This window comes from Rapidithrix thailandica (genome assembly GCF_039710355.1).
GTDB classification, from domain to species: Bacteria; Bacteroidota; Bacteroidia; order Cytophagales; family Flammeovirgaceae; genus Rapidithrix; species Rapidithrix thailandica.
This window is the reverse complement of the sequence record NZ_JBDKWZ010000014.1, coordinates 147329-164648: the sequence shown is the minus strand read 5'-3', so window position 1 is coordinate 164648 and position 17320 is coordinate 147329. Positions and strand designations below refer to the sequence as shown.

The following is a 17320-nucleotide window of genomic DNA, read 5'->3' as shown; positions in this document are numbered from 1 at the left end:
GCAAGGTTTGCAATTAATACAAAAGTAATTACAAAGATTATAGAAAGCTTTTTATATAAATTCATTACTATTTGTAATTAAAATTTAGTCGTTTCTTATTGTTGTCCGGCTTCCGGTTCCATGGGGTTTTTCAAAGCGGTGATCCCCCCCGCATCGGCATTGAGTTGGTTGCGTCTGCCACTGCGGTAGATATAAAAATGATACTCATTACCTCCCGAAATCCTCCCCTCATCTTGGGCAAATATTCCATCTCCTACATATACCATCCGGGCTTGTGCAGGTTTAATGTTGCCATTTTCATCTTTGGGATATACCAAAAGTTCATCCCACGGCATCAAAAAAGGCTTGGCTTTCATCCAATTACCTTCACTGGCCTCATATGCTAAAGCTTTTAACACATAAGGTGTACATTGAGCTGTGAACTCCAGACCGGTACGGTTCAGACGAAACCGATAGTCGGTATCTTCAGCCACATTTCCTCTCCCAAGATCTTTGGTAAAGATTCCGAATCCTTTATACCTCATTCCGGTAATTGCCTGATTATTGCCACTGGTAGTGAATACCATCACTTTGTCACCTGGTGACAATTGAGAACTCACTTGGTCCCAAGTTCCTCCTTTTACTTTAAAAGAGGGAGCATTTGGTTGATATACATTCAGTTTCGCATCAAACTCCAAACCTATATTTTTATAAGCGGGCCCCATCCCTTCGTACTTCCAAAAGGCTGGTATCTGGTGACTGTAAATAGGTTGATCAAAGTTGTTGTTAACTTTGGTGAGGATGGCTCTTCCCGTTTGGGCATCCCAACATAAGTTTTGTGTAGTCACTCTACTTCCCTCATGCTCGGCCACGATTTCTTGTAAAACCCCACTTTTATGAATCACTTTGTTGATCACCGTGGTGTTTAATGCTGAAAAGCTTTTTCCCAAATTAGGCCACCAACTAGGGATAGGGATGGGAAGAAATATGGCAAATATAAAGTCCACATTTGTATCTGTTCCCCCATTGTATACTCCATCCACGTTTCTGCGCATATCAATCATCACTTCCTGCTCCAGCCCCAGGTAGCGGCTATTGGAAGTCACTTTGTTTGTTTTTTGCAAATACCCTTGACCATCTTCCTGTTCCTGATAAGCAAACAGGTTATCTAGCGCTTGAACTGTCTTCCCCTCATGCCGCATCTTTTTGTTGAAATACTTGTATTCCACTTTGGAGAATGGAGACTGTGCCATTTGACCGTCTTCTCCCTGGGCATAGTGCCGAGTGGCTTTTGGCTTCCCGTGCATATCGTTAAGCACAATGCTGTACCCTTGGCTGGAAGTAAGTTTACTCTCCTCATCCTTATAAAGACCTAAATTAATCTTATGTTTCTTAGGCTTGTCTTTTTTATCCGTTTCATATGCCAACACCGGGAAATCTTTGGCCGTGTAGAATTCGTGTTCGGTCTGCCCGCTACTACCGAATTTCAGTTTGCTCTTATCCGGTGTTTTTGAAAACCAATCGTCAAAGTACTTCATTTCCCGGTTTTCCAACCAACCCGAAGCCAAGCTCTTCACTGTCACCTTCCGGTAACCTACACTCGCTCCCGGATAGTAAGCTGCATTGACCGGATACTCAAAGTATAAGTTGTTGTTGGAAGCCAAAAAGACACTCTGCGTGTACTTTTTTCCATAACGCAGGGTATTTTCCTCACCACCCAGGATGGGTTCATTGGTAGCCACTCCACTACTGATTTGCTCTCCGTTTTCCTCTAAAGTATAATCGTATACCTGTCCGTACACTCCTTCCCGTTCGCCTTTCTGCTCACTACTCAGGTTCTCTTGCCGGGCCCAGTTATCAAACAAAGTCAACTGTTTCACCCGGTGCCCACCCCCTTTTTTAATCTTGTCCGGAGTATACAATCGCACCCAGGCCTTGTCTTGAATCACCTGTTTGGCCCAACCTTTTTCCTGGGCATAGTTATAATACCCGGTGAACATTTGATCTACTTCTTTTACCATCCCAATCAAGGCTTCTATTTGTCCTTTCAAACCATCGGGATTCACACCTGACCGAGCAATGGGGGTAGCCAGTTCCGGTTGGTTCACCTTCAAATGTTGCCAAGCCCGGTAAGCGATGGCCTGGTATCCTCTGTCTTCTTTCATTTCAAAATATCCATAGCGATATTCTCCATTTACAGCGGGTTCCAAACCCATTGAAGCCGGATTGGGATTCAGATCCACATAACCCTTGATAAAGTCGTCAAACACCTTTCCCCCTTTGCTTCTTAGCCGGAGTAAAAACTTAAAGTATAATTGCCTTTCCCGCCCCTGGTCCAACACTCCGTTCCCATTTTCGTCCAAATAGCGCAACACCACCTCTTGAGCGGTCTGTTGTCCTGCTCCCGAACCTACCTTCTCTGCCGGAATCGGCTGTTCCAATTCGAAAATCACTTTGTTAAAATCCACATGTGCCGGTCCGCCCATAGGAAGATAGTTGTCAAACCTTCCCACTTCTTCTAACCCTACCACTTTCATCATCTGCATAGCCTTGCGATTTTGCACATAGGCATAGTCATCCATTTCGTAATCCACCACGATTTTCCCTCCACTAGGCAAGCGAATTTCTTTCAGGCTCCAGCTTCCTGCATAGGCATCCAAGGTTTCTTTTTCGGTTGTCTGATCGATGTAAGGGAAATCGTAATTGGACAGTACATCCTCCTCGTTAGAAGCATTCTTAGGTACCGGCTTGTAATTGCCCCAACGGTCTACCGCATACATATTGTAGTTGGGGTTTTCTATTGGGTTACTAACATGATAATCGAAGGTGTAAGGATTCAACTTACCTCGACTGTTGTTTCCATATTCAAACCATAACTGTTTCAACGTCAATTTCCCCCGGCCATTAGCCGCATTTTCTATCCCTCTACATAATTCATCCTCGGCGGTCTCTGCATACCGGAATCGCACTTGTTTAATGGGTTGCTTGTCTTGTTGTTTACTATACAAGGCTATTTTATCCAGTTTGTAAGAAGCAAAGCTCCCCTTGGCTCCTAGAGTCGCAAATTCCCCTGCGGCTTCCAGTCCATCCTCTCTCTTCGAAACTGAAAACTCGGCATAATGCGACTTGCTTTCCACTCGGGCCAACAGCCACATTTCTTTTTCTCCATATACATAACTTCCCCGGTCATCTTCATCCGAAGAACGATACCCTTCGTCAAAATTGGCTCTGTCATAAGGTGATCGCCAACGATAATACTCCCTTCCACCATCTGTTACTAACTTGCGATAGGTAAATTTAATCCAATAGCCCAGATCATCGTCAGTAATCCCGTTGCCAGTCACATCCACATAATCCGGTCCCGTCACGGAAGTCAGTAAGAAAGCATGAGGATAGGCTGGGGTAGTATTTTCGTGAAGGAATTGATCCGTTCTATTATGTTTATGTTTGGCAGAACCACTATTACCGTCCTCTTGGATATCTACTCTACTCCGTATATTCACACCACCATCATTGACACTAAAAGTCGCTTCCTTTTGGGTAAGGTTATACGCCGGCAAGGCATAGGTGTACTGTAAACCGTCCGGATTCAAAGCTGTAAATCCAGCTATATGATGCTTTTTACCATTACTTTGGAGATTCGTACGTTGGTACGGCCGAAGAGTAGTCGTTTCAGTTCCATGATAATATTGCAGAGAAAACAGTGGATATAATTCCTTATTTTGTCCATCGAGTAATTGTTCCACACGCAAGGGCTGTACCACTTGATTCCGGCTCACACGTTCGTTCAAATACGCCTGAGGGGCTATGGGAGAGGATATTTCATTCACTCCATGTAAATTAAATTTTACAGCTTTTTCCCCTCCGATAGCCTGAAGTTTGTTAGCTGATACGGAGGTCAACTCCCCATGTACTTTAAAATAGGACGGTTCGTACAAAGGATTATCCAAGCTTTTCCCCCGGAATTCGAAATTCTCCCTGCCTGAAAACGACTTTGGCACCCATTGTCCCGACCAGGAATCTGCTAAAAACAGACTTGCATTTACGCCAATATGGCTTGGAATTCCCACATCCACACCCAAACTCAGACTATGTGATCCCGATTCTTTTACCGGATCCGCCACTATTCCAAAATCCGAGCGGAAAGGACGGTACATCGCCCCCATCCCCTGACCACTTGCCGAATATACATCATAGGTATAGGAAGGTAAGCCCAAATTAGGCGTCTCTTCACTCACCATCCCGTCTTTTTCCCGGTTGAGATCCGAAAGTGCATGTTTGTTTAAAGCCCCTTGCTCGTAATTTAAGTATCCATAACCTTCCCAAGGCACTTCAGCCCCATTATTTTTTAACTCTTGTTTGGTATAGAAACCCTGAATAGAGCCATAAGGATATACCCCACTATAAGCAGGTCCCAATTTAAACTTTAAAGCATAACTTTTTGTGTACATGGGATAACTGATGGCCGGAGTATAACTTGGCACACCAAAGTCCAAATTCATACTATAAGATCCGGCACTCAATGTTTCCTTAATTGTTATTTTCACAGGTTCACCGTTCTCATTTGTCACAGGATTACCGGCCTTATCCGTTACCACTACCTCTTTTTTTCCTATTTCTTCTGCACTCCCGGTTATAGCCAAACCCTGTACTCCGTGTCGTGAACTATATGTTCCTGATAAACCTAGGCTTACAGCGCGATTTTTCTCCATTTCATGAGAAAGCCCGTAACTTGCATTGAGCGCGACTCCCTCCTGACTATTTAAACTTAAGCCGATACTAAGATTTGAAGACCGTTTTTCTGCAGTAACTTTATTAATGGTTGCAGTCAATTGAGGTTCCAGACTATAACCAACCCCTTTATAACTGTTATTAAAAATCTTGAGCCCGATTTCTCCCTTAATTTTACTATTTCCAAAAATTTCTCCTCCGACTCCCAATTCCCCTCCAATGGTCACATTGGGTTTGATATGTGTTTTGGTCACTATTTTATCCCCTTTAAACTCATCGGGCAAGCCTCTCACTTGCCGGTTGATTGCTCCGGGGTTCAAAGACCAACCTAAGCCTACCCAACTCGCTTCTTGGTCCATTCCCACTCCGGCGTGGTAGGCCAAATTGAACGGATAGCCCCCGTTTGGTCCCGGCAATTCAAATAACGGAATGTTATAAGTGAAGTCACCGCTGAACAAATCCACCATCTCAGTCGTCCCTACCGGCTCAAAGGCTTGCACCTCCGGTTGACTCGGACCTCCCGTCAACGCATAACTTACCGGAACCGAGAACAACTGTATTAGTATGCTCAAACTGAGACCCAAAGCTACCGTACGCACCAACCGCCTTTTCAAGAATAACTGTATCATTGTCTGTTGTTTTGCTTGTTTTCTTTCTATGTTTTATACTTTATTTCCTACAACCACAATTGTGGCAGACCGTCTTTCTCTATCACAAAGCGCAAGGGCTGCTCCCACAAGGCCGATTCCAACACCAAGGTGCTTGTCCCCTGCCCTTTTGCAGGGTCTTCAAATCCTAGGGTAAAAGTCCGGCTGCCTCCCAAATCGTAGGAGCGCTCGAAATGGTACAGCACACAGGGCAACTTTTGTCCCGACTGTTCTATATAAATATCCGACTGTAGCCCATAGGAAAAATAGTACAACAACCGCTGCACCTCTTCCGGGCCCGAAGTCAGGGACTTCACCAGGTCCTCTCCCGGAATGCCCAACTTTAAGGTATAATACTGCATCCCGGACATCGCCTCAATCCGGCTGACCAGGCTATCTTCGTACTGTTGCAGGGCCATATAGGCTGCCGGAGTGTACCACAACTCCACCCGGAAATCATCCACTTCTTGCCTCTGGCAAAACGCACCTTCCCGGTCACGCACCTCGGCCAAATAGGCCTCCTTGCTCAAGGGGCCAAAAAAAGACCAATATCCCACCAAGGCCAACACGAATGCCAGGCCTATGGCGATGCTCCATCGTACTCCTTGTTTCATCCTTTATTTGATTGGGGTTCCCGGTTGTACTTTTTTAGGTTGTTCGAACCACTCCAGCTCCACCGAGGTATCGCTGTCATTCGCCTTGCAATCCACCTTGGCCACTTGCTCACCGTATTGCCCGCACAAATCCCATACTTTTAAGGTCACATAATACCCTCCGGCTTTGTCCAATTGGATCCGGGGTACTTCTCCCCCTCGCTGTACGGTCGCCTCCAAGGGTTCGTAAAGTAAGGCTTCTCCTTCCCGGTCGGTGGACACCAACCACTCAACCCGGTAGGGCGCCTGTCCTTGCTCCACCGTGCCTAAAAACTCCACCAGGTTTCCTTCTGCCCGGTCACAGTCCACTGACACCGCGTTCATACGAATGTTCGGAGAGGGTTTTTCAACCGCCCCTTTCACACATTTGAAATACAAAGCGTGTTCGCGACCCTGTTCATCGCTCACCACCAGCCGGTACCGTTCCCCCTCTTGCCAACCGGTATACCCCGAAGCAAACAGACGCAAGGCATAGTTGTTCTGTCCGTACTCCTTGGCTAAGGTTACCGATGCCAGCTCCCGTTGAAACTTGTCTTGAAGCCGGCAATCCAACTCTCCCTGTTTGACTGTGTGTTCCGTAAAGGAAAAGTACAAGGTGCTGTCTTTCGCTTCGTACACTTTGTAACTATCCGCCCGTTGAATGGGCAGGTAGTACTGTAGCGAATCGGGCGACTGGCCCCAAGAAGGGACACCGCTCAGCACCCACAGTAAAACGGGTATTAAAAAAATCTTTACATTCATCATTCTTGTACCATTTATATCTTCAAGCCCAGGCGACCTATCAAAGGCGATTGTAAGGCCGGGGCAGGCAAATCTTCATTTACATTGTACAACAAGCTCATGGTCACCGACAACAGTTTGCTCAAGGCCACTTCGTAGGTAGCACCCAACAGGGCCGTATGACCTGCCTGCTTGACCGATTCCTCCGCCTCTCCCCAATAGGAAACTTCCGGTAACAGGGATACCGTCTCGGCCCGCAGGTAAAAGCGATCCGGTTTCAAGGCGTATTTAGCCAAAGTCTTCAAACCAAAAACCAAAGACACCGGAGCTGACTTATCTCCCGTATATTGCAAGGTAAAGCCACCGCCCAAAGAAAAGCGTTTACCAGCCTTCCAGCCAAAATGCGGTGACAGGTGAAAGGACAACTTCTCTCCGGTAGAAATTCCTCCTATCAAATCGAAAAAAGTCTTGTCAGGCAGGCTGAGCAACTGTTTCTTTTTCAAGACAAACTCCTTGTACCCCGTTTCTCCTTTTTTCTTCACCTCTTTTACCTTCATCGGCACCTCTGTTTCCGGTACATACTGCTGGACCTGGGTAGGATCTATCCGGCCCGGAGTCGGCAAAGCGGGAAGTTTGTCTTTTGCTTGTTTGAGTTTATCCATTTCTTTGACCTTCCCCAAAGCTTCTTCTCGTATATCTTTTTCCTCTAATAAAGACGTTGTTTTCTTTCCCTCTTCTACCCAGTTGTTTATTTTTTCCCTTTGCCCCTTGGCCTGGGCCACTACTTCAAGGCTGTCGGTGGCCGTTTCCAATTGTTGGGAAAGCCCCTGAGGTTTGATGGTTTCTTTGCCGGGCAACTTGTTTTCCCAATGCTCTTTCAGGGAATCGATGCCCATTCCAGGTACCGTTGGTACTGCTTGTTTTTTAGCAAGTTTCCCTATGTCAAATCCCGGCACTCCCTTTTGCCCCAACCCGGACAAGCTCTCCGGTTTCCAACTCGAAAGTGATAAATTCTCCGGAAAACGGGCTTTCCCCAAAGACCCTTCTTTTCCTTGCAAATACTCGTAACGGCCAATGCCCCACTCCAGGCTTTCATCACTCCACAACTTGGACTTGGGCGCTTTCCAAGCCGAAGTATCCGGCAAATAACTTTTAGAAAACGAATGCTTCTTTTCATCCAGACGGGGAGCCCAAGAAGCCGGATCTCCGACCGGATCTCCGAAAAGCTTTGTATTTAGCTTTAAGCTATCTTGCTTTATTGTAGGCATAACAAATCCCTCCTGTGCCTGAACACGGAGTAGTACACCCAAAAATAGGAACAATGTGAAACAGCCCTGCCTCATGAAGGTGTGTCTTTTTAAATCTTAACAGGACTGTGCGTTATCATTGAAAAAAATTGACTTTACATGGAAAGCCATAGGAGGAATAAATCCTCTTAAATTAGAGTAGGTGTTAATCATCATCAGGGAACGTTAGTGTAAATAATCAGAAATACAATGCCGCAAAACACTAAAATATTCTCAACTCTATCAAGTCATATTGATACTAAAAATCACTTACACTTTATCGTTCAAAACCGAATTCATAAACACTATTGCACCCATAACAAAGTATAGCATTTTAAAAAAAATGATTTTTTTTAAAATTTCTTACACGATTAACACATTGTTAAGAGATATTTACTACTTAAAAAACGTGATTTTTTCTTGATGAATAAGGTTCCGGAATGTTTGTGTTGGTAAACAACCATAATTTTGGAAGACTTTATACCCAACACAATCTACGTAGTCAGCGATATTTTTTCCCGTTCAAGTTCTACAACTTTAACACCCATTTATTAGCACTTTATGAGATAACACCTCTGGCGGAATTACAAAACAGCAGAGGGAGCTAAACTGCCTTTCCTTTCTACCTCTAGATTCAAAAAAAAGACTACTCTTCCACTTAAAAGGATCTTTTTTAAAAAAGCACCTTGAATACTTACCCTTCCAAACAATTTTTGCACAGACTCTTAAAATATATTACACACCGTAAATCTTTTACGGTGTAAGGGGCTAAACTTGCGCCAACGATTTTAACCAATTCCAAACGAATAACTTTTTAACATGACTATTAACGAAAATCTGTCTGCGTTCAACAACAAGCGAATTGTTGACTTTGAAGAGGAAATTTCTTCTTTAGACTTTGTCTACCGGATAAGGGTTGATTATGATGATGAAGAACAGGATTTCGAAGCTTTACTTCAAAAATTTTGTAATGATCCTAAAGCAGCAGAAGCAAAAGAATTAATCATCGGAGCTTGGAATGAGATTGATGAGGGGACCGAATCATTAGAAATTGTAAATTTTTTGACCCGAAATAAAGACAAATTGCCAAAACTGGAATATCTTTTCTTAGGGGATATTACCTACGAAGAGTGTGAGATGTCCTGGATCAATCAATGCGATGTTTCTCCTTTATTGGCCGCATTTCCACAATTAAAACACTTTCAGGTTCGGGGTGGAAACGACCTCTCGCTGGGCTCACTGCACCATGAGGCACTCGAAACCCTGATTGTAGAAACCGGTGGAATGAATCGCCAAATCCTGAATGAAATCACCAATGCGAAGCTCCCAAAATTGAAGCATTTGGAATTATGGTTGGGTAATGAAAATTACGGATGGTCCGGAACCCTGGAAGACCTACAGCCTTTTTTGTCCAGAGACCACTTCCCTAACCTCACTTATCTGGGTTTGAAAAACAGCGAAATTTCTGATGAGATTGCCAAGGCCTTGAACGATGCAAGCATCCTGGATGGTTTGGAAGTGCTTGATCTTTCAATGGGAACACTCGGAGATGAAGGTGCCCAAGCGCTGTTAGCCAACCCGAAAATTGCCCAACTGAAAAGTTTAAACCTCAGCCATCATTATATCTCTGACGAAGTATCTGCAAAGCTGAGCGAATTACCTTGCCAGGTAGACTTGTCAGACCAAGAGGAAGAAGATGAATACGGCCGCTATGTAGAGGTAGGTGAATAGAAAGTGATTAGAGAACATGTCTGAATTTTACTTTTGGGTTGTAAAAGGGCTCCCACATCGAATTTTAGACATGTTCTAACGCTATGACTATAATTTTAACCGATTCCAAACGAATAACTTTTTAACATGAGTAATAACGAAAATCTGTCTGCTTTCAACAACAAGCAAGTTGTTGACTTTGAAGAGGAAATTTCTTCCTTAGACGTTGTCTACCGGGTAACGGTTGATTATCTTGAAGAAGAACAGGATTTCGAAGCTTTACTTCAAAAATTTTGTGATGATCCTAAAGCAGCAGAAGCAAAAGAATTAATCATCGGAAACTGGAATGAAGTCTATGGGAAGATCGGATCATTAGAAATTGTAAATTTTCTGATCCGAAATAAAGACAAATTGCCAAAACTGGAATACCTTTTCTTTGGGGACATTACCTACGAAGAGTGCGAGTTGTCCTGGATCAATCAATGCGATGTTTTTCCTTTACTGGCTGCATTCCCACAATTAAAACACTTTCAGGTTCGGGGTGGAAAAGGACTCTCATTCGGTTCACTGCACCATACCTCACTCGAAACCTTGATTGTAGAAACCGGGGGAATGGATCGCCAAACCCTGATAGAAATTGCCAATGCAACTCTCCCGAACTTGAAACACTTGGAATTATGGTTGGGTAATAAAAATTACGGATGGACCGGAACCCTGGAAGACCTACAACCTTTCTTGTCTGGAGACCACTTCCCTAACCTCACCTACCTGGGTTTGAAAAACAGCGAAATTTCTGATGATATTGCCGAGGCCTTGGCCAATGCGAGTATTTTGGATGGTTTGGAAGTACTTGATCTTTCGATGGGAACCCTAGGCGACAGAGGAGCCAAAGCCCTGTTAGCCAACCCGAAAATCGCTCCGTTGAAAAGTTTAATCCTCAGACACCATTATATCTCTGATGAAGTATCTGCAAAGCTGAGCAAATTACCCTGTCAAGTGGATGTATCAGACTCGGAAGGAGTCTGGGATGAGAGTGATCGTTATGTGGAAGTAGGCGAATAAAGGATGCAATTTGTAGTTGTTGGCAACCCGGAAAACAGAAGGGTTCAATTTCTTAAAGAAGCCATTGCCAAAAAGGGGCTGCCTGAATTAAAGGTGGTCTCTTACCAATCGCTATTGGAAAACCGGGAAGTTCTGGCCGAAGTGCTTTCGCCCGGTTGTTGCCTGAAAGTGGAATCTCCCGGGGAAAACCCCGAAGCCTTCCAAAAGTTGGTTGCTTTGGGAGAAGATTCCGTACCCGATTATTTTAATAAAATCCCCGCCCATAAAATCCTTTCCACCCCTTTGGAGTTCGGGAGGATTCAATACGGGGCACAATGGTATGCCGGGTTTTCCAAATTGCTGGATGAAATTGATAACCTTCTGACAAAGCACCCGGAGGTACAAGTAGTCAATGCACCGGGGGAGATTAAAATGCTGTTTGACAAAGTGGCCTGTAGCCAAGAATTTCTCAAACAAGGAATTTCCGCGCCTCCGTTTCTCGGAGTAGTGCGGTCGTACGATCACCTTCAGGAAATTCTTCAAACCACAGGACACAAACAAGTATTTATCAAGCCGGCTCATGGTTCTTCTGCTTCCGGGGTAATGGCCTATAGGCAAAATTCCCAGGGAAAAGAATTGATGACTACATCGGTGGAAATGGTAAAAGAAGGGTTCGAAATAAAGCTATTTAACAATCTGAAAATCAGAAAATATAACAAGAAGGAAGATATTGCAACTATCATTAATACCTTGGCCAAAGAACATCTCTATATGGAACAATGGCTTCCTAAAACACAAACGGAAAACGGACTTTTTGATTTGCGTTGTGTGAGCATTGGAGGCAAGGCCCGGCAAATGGTCATGCGGCAAAGTCATCATCCGATGACGAACTTGCATTTGGGAAATCAACGGGGGGATTTGGAGCAATTGCAAAACCGGCTTCCGGAAGATCAATGGCACAGTATTTTACAAATCGCCGAAAAAGCAGCCCGGGTCTTCCCACAAAGCAATGTATTGGGTTTGGACATCGCCTTGAACCCTAAGCAAAAGAATCCCTTCGTCATCGAAGCCAATGCCTTTGGCGACTTGTTGCCTCATGTATTGCACCGGGGAGAAACTACGTACGAAGCCATGGTCACCTATTATTTGCAACAAAATGCCTGAACTCAAAGCCATTGTCTTTGACTTGGACAATACCTTGATCGACAGGAACCAGGCCTTCCGTTTGTTTTTGGAGGATTTTTTAGCCCGGCACCAAAAAAACATCTCAAAAAAAGATTGGAAAAACATTGAAAAACAAGATCAACAAGGCTATGCCCAACGACTTATTTTCACAAAATGGTTTTTAAACTATTATAAACTCAAAGACCTTTCCCCGGAAGCATTTTGGCAATATATGCAACAGCACTTGGGAAACTTTGTAGAATGTGTTTCCTCTGTAAAAGAATGTTTGCGGGTTCTGAATGAAAATTATAAGCTTTGCCTGTTGACCAACGGGGGCAGTCAAAATCAGCGAGCAAAAATCCATTCGGCAGGCTTGGATAATTTTTTTGAAAAAGATAAAATTTTTATTTCCGGGGAAATGGGATTTGCCAAACCTTCAACAGAAGCTTTTGAGCGGGTGTTGGCAAAAACAAAGACAAACCCCGTTGAAACCTTAATGGTTGGGGATCATTTTATAAATGATATTCTCCCTGCCCGGAAGCTGGGGATGAAAACTTGTTGGATCACTTCAAAACCGGAAAGCGGAATACAACATACAGATTACTGTCTTCCCCATGTAGGGAGGTTAGCAGAAATTTTGAAAAAAAAGTAGTACAATGATTAATGCAAATGAGCTTGTAGGCGAAAGTCATATCGTTTTTATCACCTTGGATACTTTGCGGTACGATGTCGCCCAAGAACTGTTTCACCAAGGGGCGCTTCCCAACTTACAACACTATCTGCCTGCATCGGGATGGGAGCTCCGGCACACTCCGGGTAGCTTTACCTATGCAGCCCATCAGGCATTTTTTGCGGGTTTTTTCCCTACTCCGGCGAAAGCGGGTAAACATCCCAGACTTTTTGCCGCCCGGTTTGAAGGCAGTGAAACCACCCAACAAACTACGTATACCTTTGATACCCCGGATATTGTCAGCGGTTTGCGCCAAAAGGGATACCATACCATTTGCATTGGCGGGGTAGGTTTTTTTAACAAAAGAACTCCTTTGAGCCGGGTCTTTCCGGACATGTTTCACGAAAGCCATTGGGAAGAGACTTTCGGCGTTACGGATCCCGAATCTACCAAACACCAATTCCAACGGGCCGTTCATTGCCTGGAGGCTTTGCCGGATCAACAGCGTTTTTTCCTTTTCATCAATGTTTCGGCCATTCATCAGCCGAATTACTTTTACCTCGACCCGGAGAAAAAAGAAGATAACCTGGCTTCCCATGCAGCCGCCTTAAAATATGTAGACAGCCAATTACCCATTCTGACGGATTATCTGAAGACCAAGGGAAAAACCTTGTGTATTTTATGTGCGGATCACGGTACCACTTATGGGGAAAACGGCTATCAGGGTCACCGCTTGGCGCATCCTAAAGTTTGGGAGGTTCCTTATCTGGAAACAGTAATCAATCAATAAGAAAACGGTTTAAGGAGCAAGGCACATCACTGACCAATTCCTCCTCCTTCATTCAAATAAATTTTTAATTCGAATTATCTAAAAATATATGCAACTCAGCTTAAAAGAGCGGATCAATCAGGGAAATTATTTTCAGGGATATGCGTATTCTTACCCACATAAAACGGCTTACCGGCCTTTTGAAAAGCCTTATTCCCTGGAAGAAATTTGGAAAGAAGAAGCTAAAAACCAATTGTTCATGTATGTGCATGTTCCCTTTTGCGAAATGCGCTGCGGATTTTGCAATTTGTTTACCGTAGCCAATCCCAAAGAGGGTTTGTACAATCCTTTCTTAAAGCAATTTGCCCAACAAGCCGAAACGGTGTCCACTTCCTTAGGAGATGCTAAGTTTTCAAGAGTGGCCATCGGCGGAGGGACGCCCACTTTTTTGAGTTTGCCAGAGTTGGAATCCCTTTTTCAAATAATGAAAGATCAGTTTGGGATCATTCCGGCTGAGCTTCCTACTTTTATCGAAGCCTCTCCCAAAACCATCGATGAAGATAAATTGGCCTTTTTGAAGGAGACCGGAATCAGCAGAATCAGTATGGGAATTCAGAGTTTTATCGAAGAGGAAACCAAAACTTTAGGAAGGCCGCAAAACCCTAAAGATTTGGAAGAAGCACTCCGGCGGCTCAAAAAATTTAATTTCCCAATCACCAATCTCGATCTGATCTACGGGGCAGGTAACCAAACTCCCGAAAGCTGGATGTACTCCATAGAAAAACTGGTGGATTATGCCCCGGAAGAAGTCTTTTTGTACCCCTTGTACATTCGTCCGCTTACCGGGCTTTGGAAGAAAAACAGTCAAGCGTGGGATGATTTCCGCATCAAACTGTACCGTGCCGGCAGGGATTACCTTCTTACCCATGGATACGAACAGGTGAGTATGCGACAATTCCGCAAAACAGGCAGTCCTAAATTTACCGAACCTGCCTATAGTCCGCAGGAAGATGGCATGGTCGGTTTGGGAATCGGAGCCAGATCGTATACCCGTTCCTTACACTACAGTTCGGAATACGCGGTGAGTAGTAAAGAAATCAAGCCGATTATCCAGCAATACAATCAAATGAGCCCGGAGGAATTTGGTAAAGTCTATTACGGAGTCCGCCTGACAGAAGAAGAACAAAAAAGAAGATATGTGATCAAATCGCTTTGTGAAGGAGCCGGATTATACACGGAAAACTACCGACAATTCTTTGGTACGGATGTCATGAATGATTTTCCTGTGTTGGAAGAGCTATTCGAACTTAATTTGTGCGAAGATACTTCCGAAGGAATTTTCCTGAACCTTGCCGGGCACGAGTTGGAAGATGTAATCGGCCCTTGGTTATACTCTGATGCAATGGTGGAAAAATCTGAAAAATTTACGGTGTTATGAGAAAGCAATGGTCCATTTTGTACCGGGGTTCCTTGAGCAGTTGTAACTATGCCTGTACGTATTGTCCTTTCGGAAAAACCAAAAACACCCGGGAAGAACTAGCACAAGATAAAAGGGAACTACAAAAATTTGCCGGATGGGTCGCAAACCGCAAAGAATCCATTGGGGTCTTGTTTACCCCTTGGGGAGAAGGCCTGGTCCGTAAGTATTATCAAGAGATACTGACGGAACTTACCCACTTGGAAAATGTGCGCAAAATAGCCATCCAAACCAACCTGAGCTGCTCTACTGCCTGGATGGAAAAGGTAAATAAGTCCAAATTTGCTTTGTGGGCAACGTATCATCCCACCCAGATCAGCCTGGAAAAGTTTGCTGCCAAATGCCATGAGCTGGACGCACTAGGTATCCGGTACAGTGTGGGCTTTGTGGGTTTCAAAGAGGATTTCGAACAGATGGAAAAGTTGAGAGCTTTACTCCATCCCAATGTATATTTATGGGTCAATGCCAACAAGAAAATAGCCGATTATTACTCCGCTACGGACTTGGAACGCATCGGAAAAACAGATCCGTATTTTATAAACAATACGGTTTATCACCCCAGCAAAGGAGAAGCTTGCCAGGCAGGGGATTCTGTGTTTTCCGTGGATGGCGAGGGCAATGTCACCCGTTGTCATTTTGTCAAAGAAGTCATCGGCAATATTTACGAGCCCGCTTTTGAATCCGTACTCTATCCGCGAAAGTGTGTCAATGCCACTTGTGGCTGCCATATCGGCTATGTACATATGGATAAGCTCAAACTGTATGAGCTATATGGAGAAGGTGTGCTGGAAAGAATCCCCGACAATTGGAGGCATCAAACGGCTGAAACCCATCATGTCAAGGAAACATCTTCTTCATAAACCGGAAGCCAAAAGGTAAAAGCCGTCCCTTGTTCGGGTGCACTGATCACTTTGATGGTCGAATCGTGAATTTCCAATATCTTTTTGACAATGGCCAAACCCAACCCGGCCCCGCTATTGATCTCTTTAGTGGGGCTGGATTTTCGGTAACGTTCAAAAATATAGGACTGTTCTACTTCCGGAATGCCCGGTCCGGTATCTTTGACAATGATTTCAATCGTAGATTTTGTCGGTTTGATTTGAAGGGTTACCGTCCCTCCTTCGGGAGTAAATTTCAGCGCATTGTCCATCAAGTTCTGAATCACCCGGTCCACCAATCCGATATCGGCAAAGACCAAAGGAGTTTTGTCTTTTACATCCAGCTCCAGCCGAACCCCCTTGTTTTTGGCCAAGACCTGGTATTTGTAATAATTGTCCAGTGCCAGTTCTGTGATTTGAAAGGGTTCTTTTTGCGGTTCGATTTGTTTGGCTTCCAGTTTGGAATATTCAAACAATTGACTGACCAAACGGGCCAGTTTTTCCGCACTTCCCCGGATAATCTGCAAGTATTTTTCTTTCTCCTGTTTATGAAGTTGTTCGCCTTTGATTTGCAAGGTTTCGATATACCCTTGCATAATGGCCAACGGAGTACGTAAGTCATGAGACACATTGGCGATGAGCTCTTTGCGAAGCTTATCCACGGATTGGAGTTGTTCGATATTCCGGACAATGGTATCGGCCATTTCATTGTAGGTCGTTGCCAGTACAGACAAATCTGTTTGGGCCGCATTCGGAATACGGGAAGTCAAATCGCCTTCTTTAAAGCGTTGCACCGCAAAGATAATTTCCCGGAGGTTTTTGGTCAGGTACCAGATGGCCAACAGTCCGATGCCTCCTGCAAAAAGTACCGTCAATAGCGAAGCCCCCAAACCTAAGCGAATGTAATAACTGGCCAAAAGGCTTTTTGTTACGTTTTCAAACTCCTTACTCGCCAACACAATATAGATATAGCCTTCCTGCCCCTGATCCGTAAAATGAGCTGCGGAAAAGATCGTTTTCTCTTCCGGCTTACGAGGATTGTCTCCTAACACATAGCTCTTTCCGTCATTTTGAATAAAAGAGCGGACCGGTGCCAAATCCACTTTGGCAAGCGGATCGTCCGGACCATCGTGGCTCAAGACAACCGAATACAACACTACCCCTTCTTTGTCCAGCAAATATACTTCAATGCCCCGGTTGACCGCCATCATATCGTGCATAATGTCTCCAAATAACGGTTTGTTTACCGAACCGTCTTCCAGAAAAGGCGAGGCATTTTGAAACTTCTCATTGATCAGATGACTGGCTACTTCTGCATTTAACTGTTGAGTGGTTTCATTGTAATATTTATTGGAAAAATAGACTGTAATAAGCATGTATGCGATGCCAACCAATACAATCAGCATTAAAAAAATCACTGATAATTTGATCAGTAAGCGGTTGGTGATAGAACCTCCAAACCGGGAGTTTTCTAAAGCAGAACCTGAATGGTGAATTGTCATGACCGGTAAATTGTAATGTTTCGAGGAATTTTCATTTCAGCAGTGTTCCTTCAAATTATCTGTAAGCAATCCTATCGGATTTATAACTTCATC

Annotated in this window: 12 protein-coding genes; 7 read left to right on the top strand and 5 right to left on the bottom strand. The window is 44.2% G+C overall.

The genetic code is table 11. From position 1 onward, the window contains the following. Nucleotides 1–95: 95 nt before the first annotated feature. Genes AAG747_RS21670 through AAG747_RS21655 form a run of 4 tightly spaced genes read right to left on the bottom strand, consistent with a single transcriptional unit; the run spans nucleotide 96 to nucleotide 7998 of the window. Nucleotides 96–5339, bottom strand: coding sequence for a hypothetical protein (locus tag AAG747_RS21670; RefSeq protein ID WP_346823328.1), 5244 nt, complete (start codon nucleotides 5337–5339; stop codon nucleotides 96–98). A gap of 47 nt (nucleotides 5340–5386) precedes the next feature. Continuing rightward, entirely contained in the window at nucleotides 5387–5971 is a 585-nt protein-coding gene (locus AAG747_RS21665; RefSeq protein WP_346823327.1) for a hypothetical protein, read from the bottom strand. Nucleotides 5972–5974: 3 nt separating this feature from the next. After that, nucleotides 5975–6754, bottom strand: a complete 780-nt coding sequence (locus tag AAG747_RS21660; protein ID WP_346823326.1) for a hypothetical protein — start codon at nucleotides 6752–6754, stop codon at nucleotides 5975–5977. Nucleotides 6755–6765: 11 nt separating this feature from the next. Next, complete coding sequence (locus tag AAG747_RS21655; RefSeq protein ID WP_346823325.1) at nucleotides 6766–7998, bottom strand: hypothetical protein; 1233 nt, start codon at nucleotides 7996–7998, stop codon at nucleotides 6766–6768. Between the two features lie 837 nt (nucleotides 7999–8835). Here AAG747_RS21655 and AAG747_RS21650 point away from each other — a divergent pair. The 7 genes from AAG747_RS21650 to AAG747_RS21620 all read left to right on the top strand — a co-directional run bounded on the left by AAG747_RS21650 (nucleotide 8836) and on the right by AAG747_RS21620 (nucleotide 15707). Continuing rightward, nucleotides 8836–9747: an STM4015 family protein gene (locus AAG747_RS21650; RefSeq protein WP_346823324.1), complete on the top strand. Its 912-nt coding sequence runs from the start codon at nucleotides 8836–8838 to the stop codon at nucleotides 9745–9747. Between the two features lie 126 nt (nucleotides 9748–9873). Continuing rightward, nucleotides 9874–10788 carry an STM4015 family protein gene (locus tag AAG747_RS21645; protein ID WP_346823323.1) on the top strand — a complete coding sequence of 305 codons (915 nt, stop codon included), beginning with the start codon at nucleotides 9874–9876 and terminating at the stop codon, nucleotides 10786–10788. Nucleotides 10789–10791: 3 nt separating this feature from the next. Next, nucleotides 10792–11931, top strand: a complete 1140-nt coding sequence (locus AAG747_RS21640; protein ID WP_346823322.1) for an STM4014 family protein — start codon at nucleotides 10792–10794, stop codon at nucleotides 11929–11931. Continuing rightward, nucleotides 11924–12583 (top strand): HAD family hydrolase, encoded by a 660-nt coding sequence (locus AAG747_RS21635; protein WP_346823321.1) that lies wholly within the window; start codon nucleotides 11924–11926, stop codon nucleotides 12581–12583. Before AAG747_RS21640 ends, AAG747_RS21635 begins: the two co-directional genes overlap by 8 nt. Before the next feature lie 4 nt (nucleotides 12584–12587). Beyond that, the gene (locus AAG747_RS21630; RefSeq protein WP_346823320.1) at nucleotides 12588–13391 is read left to right on the top strand and encodes an STM4013/SEN3800 family hydrolase; all 804 of its coding nucleotides are present in this window, start codon (nucleotides 12588–12590) and stop codon (nucleotides 13389–13391) included. 88 nt (nucleotides 13392–13479) lie between these two features. Then, nucleotides 13480–14808, top strand: coding sequence for an STM4012 family radical SAM protein (locus AAG747_RS21625; RefSeq protein ID WP_346823319.1), 1329 nt, complete (start codon nucleotides 13480–13482; stop codon nucleotides 14806–14808). Then, on the top strand, nucleotides 14805–15707 hold the full coding sequence (locus AAG747_RS21620; RefSeq protein ID WP_346823318.1) for an STM4011 family radical SAM protein: 903 nt from the start codon (nucleotides 14805–14807) through the stop codon (nucleotides 15705–15707). The genes AAG747_RS21625 and AAG747_RS21620 overlap by 4 nt, the downstream gene beginning before the upstream one ends. On the opposite strand, the gene AAG747_RS21615 is transcribed toward AAG747_RS21620, so the two are convergent. Further along, a complete protein-coding gene (locus tag AAG747_RS21615) occupies nucleotides 15680–17227 on the bottom strand; it encodes a sensor histidine kinase (protein ID WP_346823317.1) in 1548 nt (515 codons plus the stop codon). The two genes, AAG747_RS21620 and AAG747_RS21615, sit on opposite strands and share 28 nt — an antisense overlap. Nucleotides 17228–17320: the final 93 nt, after the last annotated feature.

What these genes read in the sequence shown, in the direction of transcription:
- AAG747_RS21670 (WP_346823328.1), bottom strand. Translation starts at nt 5,339, where the DNA reads ATGATACAGTTATTCTTGAAAAGGCGGTTGGTGCGTACGGTAGCTTTG.
- AAG747_RS21665 (WP_346823327.1), bottom strand. Translation starts at nt 5,971, where the DNA reads ATGAAACAAGGAGTACGATGGAGCATCGCCATAGGCCTGGCATTCGTG.
- AAG747_RS21660 (WP_346823326.1), bottom strand. Translation starts at nt 6,754, where the DNA reads ATGATGAATGTAAAGATTTTTTTAATACCCGTTTTACTGTGGGTGCTG.
- AAG747_RS21655 (WP_346823325.1), bottom strand. Translation starts at nt 7,998, where the DNA reads ATGCCTACAATAAAGCAAGATAGCTTAAAGCTAAATACAAAGCTTTTC.
- AAG747_RS21650 (WP_346823324.1), top strand. Translation starts at nt 8,836, where the DNA reads ATGACTATTAACGAAAATCTGTCTGCGTTCAACAACAAGCGAATTGTT.
- AAG747_RS21645 (WP_346823323.1), top strand. Translation starts at nt 9,874, where the DNA reads ATGAGTAATAACGAAAATCTGTCTGCTTTCAACAACAAGCAAGTTGTT.
- AAG747_RS21640 (WP_346823322.1), top strand. Translation starts at nt 10,792, where the DNA reads ATGCAATTTGTAGTTGTTGGCAACCCGGAAAACAGAAGGGTTCAATTT.
- AAG747_RS21635 (WP_346823321.1), top strand. Translation starts at nt 11,924, where the DNA reads ATGCCTGAACTCAAAGCCATTGTCTTTGACTTGGACAATACCTTGATC.
- AAG747_RS21630 (WP_346823320.1), top strand. Translation starts at nt 12,588, where the DNA reads ATGATTAATGCAAATGAGCTTGTAGGCGAAAGTCATATCGTTTTTATC.
- AAG747_RS21625 (WP_346823319.1), top strand. Translation starts at nt 13,480, where the DNA reads ATGCAACTCAGCTTAAAAGAGCGGATCAATCAGGGAAATTATTTTCAG.
- AAG747_RS21620 (WP_346823318.1), top strand. Translation starts at nt 14,805, where the DNA reads ATGAGAAAGCAATGGTCCATTTTGTACCGGGGTTCCTTGAGCAGTTGT.
- AAG747_RS21615 (WP_346823317.1), bottom strand. Translation starts at nt 17,227, where the DNA reads ATGACAATTCACCATTCAGGTTCTGCTTTAGAAAACTCCCGGTTTGGA.